4 protein-coding genes are annotated in these 4,724 nt (G+C 64.5%); all 4 read right to left on the bottom strand.

The window, feature by feature from the left end; all coding sequences use genetic code 11:
- On the bottom strand, positions 1–498 hold a 498-nt coding region (locus ACFQEU_RS11570; protein WP_379782286.1), incomplete at its 3' end, for an FAD-dependent oxidoreductase.
- A 44-nt stretch (positions 499–542) separates the two neighbouring features.
- Complete coding sequence (locus ACFQEU_RS11565) at positions 543–1,844, bottom strand: RNA-guided endonuclease InsQ/TnpB family protein (protein WP_379782284.1); 1,302 nt, start codon at positions 1,842–1,844, stop codon at positions 543–545.
- A gap of 221 nt (positions 1,845–2,065) precedes the next feature.
- Positions 2,066–3,529 carry an NAD-binding protein gene (locus tag ACFQEU_RS11560; RefSeq protein ID WP_379782282.1) on the bottom strand — a complete coding sequence of 488 codons (1,464 nt, stop codon included), beginning with the start codon at positions 3,527–3,529 and terminating at the stop codon, positions 2,066–2,068.
- An 86-nt stretch (positions 3,530–3,615) separates the two neighbouring features.
- Positions 3,616–4,724: TRAP transporter large permease subunit (locus ACFQEU_RS11555; RefSeq protein WP_379782280.1), on the bottom strand; the 1,109-nt coding region annotated here is incomplete at its 5' end.

Here is a 4,724-nt window from a genome sequence, read left to right as displayed (position 1 = left end):
GACCCGCTCGCGGTCGACCGCCGACACGTCGGCTCTCGCGGGGTCGTACTCGTCGGGGGGCGCGATGTAGGCGTCCATCGCCGCGGCGGCGTCCATGTCGTGAAGCGTGAACGCGCCGTCGACCCCCCGCACGTCGAACGGCCCCGTGACGGCTCGGCCGCCCGTTGCCACGAGGAGGTCGCTGTACGGCTGTGTAAGCGACTCTCCCGTGGCCGCCTCCACGGCAACCGTCTTCGCGTCGGAGTCGACTGACACGACCTCGTGACCGCGTCGGAGATCGATCCCCCGCTCCGCGACCTCGCTCGGAGACAACGAGAGCAGGTTCGACAGCCGCTCGACACGCCCCTCGATGAAGTACGGCATCCCGCAGTACGCGAAGGAGATCCACCGCCCCTTCTCGAACACGACCACGTCGCGGTCGGGTGCCTCCCGGCGGAACTTGCTCGCAGCGCTCAACCCGGCTGCATCCGCACCGACGACGACGAAGGGGTCGCTCATGACCGTACCACTCCCAGCCAGCACAAAAAGACACGCCCGTCGTGTCAGTGACCCACGACTGAAGTCGTGGGCTTGTCAGTGGACTCCCCTTCTACCGTCGATTTGACGGAGGCGTGGAAATCGCCGTTCAGGTTCAACGTCCCTGACGTTAGCGCACACTGACAGGGTGCGCCTCCACCCGAAGACGTCTGCCCCGAGTGGAGTTTCTTGAGAAGTTTGCGAGCGATGTTCTTGCTCGCGTTGTAGTCCGCGTTCAGTTCGTACTCGCACTTCTGGCACACGAACTGGTGTTTCGACTGTCGATTTGTCTCGTGCGTAAACCCACACGACGAACATTGCTGACTCGTGTACGCCGGACTCACCTGCTCAACCTCGATACTGAACATCTCGGCTTTGTACTCGACGTAGTGGTACAGGCGTCGGAACGCCCACGCGTGGAAGCGCTTTGCGCCAGCCATCCGATCGCGAATATCCGTCAAATTCTCGAACGCGACGTGGGTACAGCCGTGGTCGCGAGCTTCGTCGAGAATCTGGTTCGAGGCGCGATGGAGTTCGTCCTGTATCCAGCGGTGTTCTCGATCGTCCATCGACTGAATCGACAGGTGTGCCGACCGCGTGCCCGCCTGTTGCATCGACCCGCGGGTCTTCTCGAATTCACGGCGTCGATGATTCATTTCGTCCGCGTTCCCGACGAACGCGCCTGTGGAGGTCACGGCGAGCGAGCCGTCCACGTTCAGGTCAACGCCAAGGACTGTTCTGTGCTTGGCGTCTTCAGAAGCAGTTGCGGACTGCTCTGGCTCGTCTGTGGTTCGGCGCATTCGAGCGTGGAGGTAGAACGACTCTGTGGAACGGTCGTACTGTAACGTGGACATACGGAACTCGTAGTCCTCGTTCAGCAGGTACTCGCCAATTGGCGTTCCCTCTGAGTCGTCGGGGAGCACGTAGTCGCATCCGACACGCCCGTTGACGGTCGAGAGGGAAACGTGGTCTCGATGGAACGTCGCACTTCGCTTGTCGTAGACGACGCTCCACGCATCGAAATACGGTTGACTGGTGTTGTCGCCTTTTTTGAGTCGAGAGACACCGCTTTTCGTGGCCTCGATAGCACGTCGAATCCCTTTCTGAACGAGGTTCGCGGTCAACTCCGTCTCGGTGCGGAGTTGGTCGTAGAGGGCGTTCTCGGCTTTCTGTTTTGAGGTGACGCAGTAGTCGTGTGGGTGTCTCCACGCCCACTCTGCGGTGGTGTTCGCACAGTGGAGAAACTGGTCTTTGGTCTGATGGAGGTCGTCGCACCGCTCTGTGGGTACGTCGAGTTTGACCTTGACGGTGCGAATCACGTCCTCCATCCGTATTTCACATATCAGATTGGCTCTTTATAAATTCTACGACGAGCGTGGGGGAGTCGGCGGGCTATCGCTCGTGGGTTGATTCGAGGCTTGTCGGATTCCTCCCACGGCTAAATCCGTGGGCTTCCTCCTTGTATTCGTGTGACTGCGGTACCCGATCGGTACGGGCCAGGGGCGGATCCGACCAAGGGTCGTTTCCGCCCGATAGGTGCGACCCCGGCCTACGACGAGCCGTTCCCGCCTTCCGTACCGCCTTCGACGCCGAGCGCGTCGAACAGCTTCCGGCGGACGGCCTCCTCGGTGAGGTGGAGCAGCGTGTCGCGGTTCCCGCCGCTCGCCTCGATCCCGGTGAAGATGCCGAGCGGGATCTCGACCGACCCCTGCGTGGAGTGGCCGGCCGCGTCACCCATCTCCGCGAACGCCTCCTGCAGGACGTTACCGATGTTGAGCCGGATGTCCTTCGAGCGGGTGGCGAGGTAGATGTGGTCGTCGGCGATCCCGAGGACAGCCGTCGTCGTGATCCCCTCCAGGTTGAGCAGGTGTTGGGCCGCCTGCGCGAGCGCCTCGCGGTCGCGAATGAATCCGGCAGTCGAGAACAGATGGCTCCCCTGCACCTGCCGGTTCTGGATCGCCTCCGCGAGCACGTCCAACGTCTCGGGGCTCATCGACGGCGACTCCACCTGTTCGAGCGTGTCGTGGTTCGCGAACGGGTGGAGGTAGGCGGCCGCGGTGAGGTCCGCGGGAGTGGTGTCGCGTTTGAAATCCAGCGTCTCGGCGCGGATCCCGTACAACAGCGCAGTCGCGACCGCCTCGCTCGGCGACTGATCGAACTCCTGGAGGTATTTCGTGAGGATCGTCGAGGTCGAGGAGACGTTGGTCCGCACGTCGACGAACCGGGCGTCGGGCGGCGCGTCGGACTCGAGGTGGTCGATGTAGATATCGAGTGCTACGTCGGGGCCCACGTCGTTCTCGGCGGACTTCGCGAGGTCGACGGCGGCGACGGTCTCGTACTCCGACAGCGGCGGGGCGTCCGACCGCGAGAGGAGGTCGATCCCGAGGAGGTTGACGAACGCTCGGTTCTCTTGGTGGCCCACGTCGCCGAAGTAGAGGATATCGGCTTCGACGCCGAACGCCTCGGCGATCGCCTGAAGCGCCGTGGCGGAGGCGATGGAGTCGGGCTCCGGGTTGTCGTGGGTGAGGATCGCCATCCGGCCGCCGCCGTCCTCGATTATCTCCGCGAGTTGGCGAGCCATATACTCCAGCTCGCCGGTTTCGAGCGACTGGAGCGCGCTGTCGGCGATCACCGTCGACGGGTTGATCACGACATCCGCGCCACGCTCGCGGAGCTCGTCCTCGCTCACGGGGTCCGAGGCGCGGACGACGACGTACTGGTCGCCGCCGACCTCGCGGATCGCGGAGACGGCCGCCTTGTTCGCCTCGACGTCGGACGCGAGGATCAACACGATGTCGCGGTCATCGACCACGTCGACGACATCGGGGTCCGAGATGTCCTGTACCCGGGCGTTGAGATCCTGGTCACGGAGTGCCTCGACCCGGCTCTCGTCGCGGTCGAGGATGAGCACGTCCTTGCCACGGTCGGAGAGCGACTCCGCGACCGCGTGGCCGACGCTCCCGCAGCCGAGGATCGCGTACCGCGTTCGTGCCGAACCGGATGCGCCACTCATTACGACTGATTTCCCCGGGACGACACTTAACGAGTGCGCTCTCCTCGCCCACGGTTCGAAGTCGAAACCCCTGCTCAGTGGCGCGATCAGGACGCCGTCGACTCCGAGGCCGATTCGTCGGATGACTCGACTCTGTCGCCGGCGGCGGGCTCTGCGGCAGCCCGTCTGCGGTTACGAACCAACCCGGCGACGAGCATGACACCCCCGACTCCGCGGAGGATCAGGTCGTTAGTCAAGGTGTACAGCGCCACGTCGACCCCGAAGAGGCCAATCCCCGTACTCAGCGGCAGCAGCACCATGCCCGGAACCGACAGCAACACTGCCGCCACCAGCAACAGCGCCCGCGAGACGCGAGAGACATCGGCGTGGTAGTAGCCGATAATCGCGACCCCAAGCGCGTACACGCCCGCGAACATGGCGACGATCGGTGCGACGACCTCGGGGAGGAAGAATCCGAGGTCGGTGATGTCGGCCATCGTGATGATAGACGCGTCCTCTTCTCGCGACCGGAGCAGCAGGATTCCCGGCGCGAACACGAACGCGAACGGAACCAGTATCTTGTTCAGCGAGAGGAGAAACGCCGTCTTTCCGGTCTCGAACGGATCCGACTTCGCTATGCCGGCGGCCGCGTACGCCGCCACCATCACCGGCGGCGTCACGTCGGCCATCAGCCCGAGGTAGAGCACGAACAGGTGCACGGCGAGGATCGCGATCCCGAACTCGGGAAGGACGGGACCGAGCAGCACCACGATGATGATGTACATCACCGTCGTCGGCATTCCCATCCCGACGATGACGGAGGCGATCCCGGCGAGGATCAACAGGAGGACGAGCGACCCGCCACTCACGTCGAGGATGAGCGCCCGGAGGCTCCCGCCCAGTCCCGTGATCCCGATGACGCCGGGGATGATGCCGGCGGCGGCGACTGCAATGACGACGATCGTCGCCGTCCGCGCGCCGTTGTCCATCGATTTGAGGACGAACGCGGCGAACCGACCGGCACGCGAGTCTGCGGCAGTGCGGCCCGTCCGTTCGTCGAACGACGCCGCCGACTCCTCGACGGAGTCGTCGAGGTCGAGGAGCGGGGCGTCACCGCGGGGGTCGAGGACGAGGAAGAGGACGCCGATGGCCGTCGCGACCGTCGGGAGCGAGCCGGCGGCCCCCCGGAGCGCCTCGACGGCGGAGACCGACACCG

This window comes from Halorubrum tibetense (assembly GCF_042661865.1).
Taxonomy (GTDB): Archaea; Halobacteriota; Halobacteria; order Halobacteriales; family Haloferacaceae; genus Halorubrum; species Halorubrum tibetense.
This window is presented reverse-complemented; position numbering and strand designations above follow the sequence as displayed.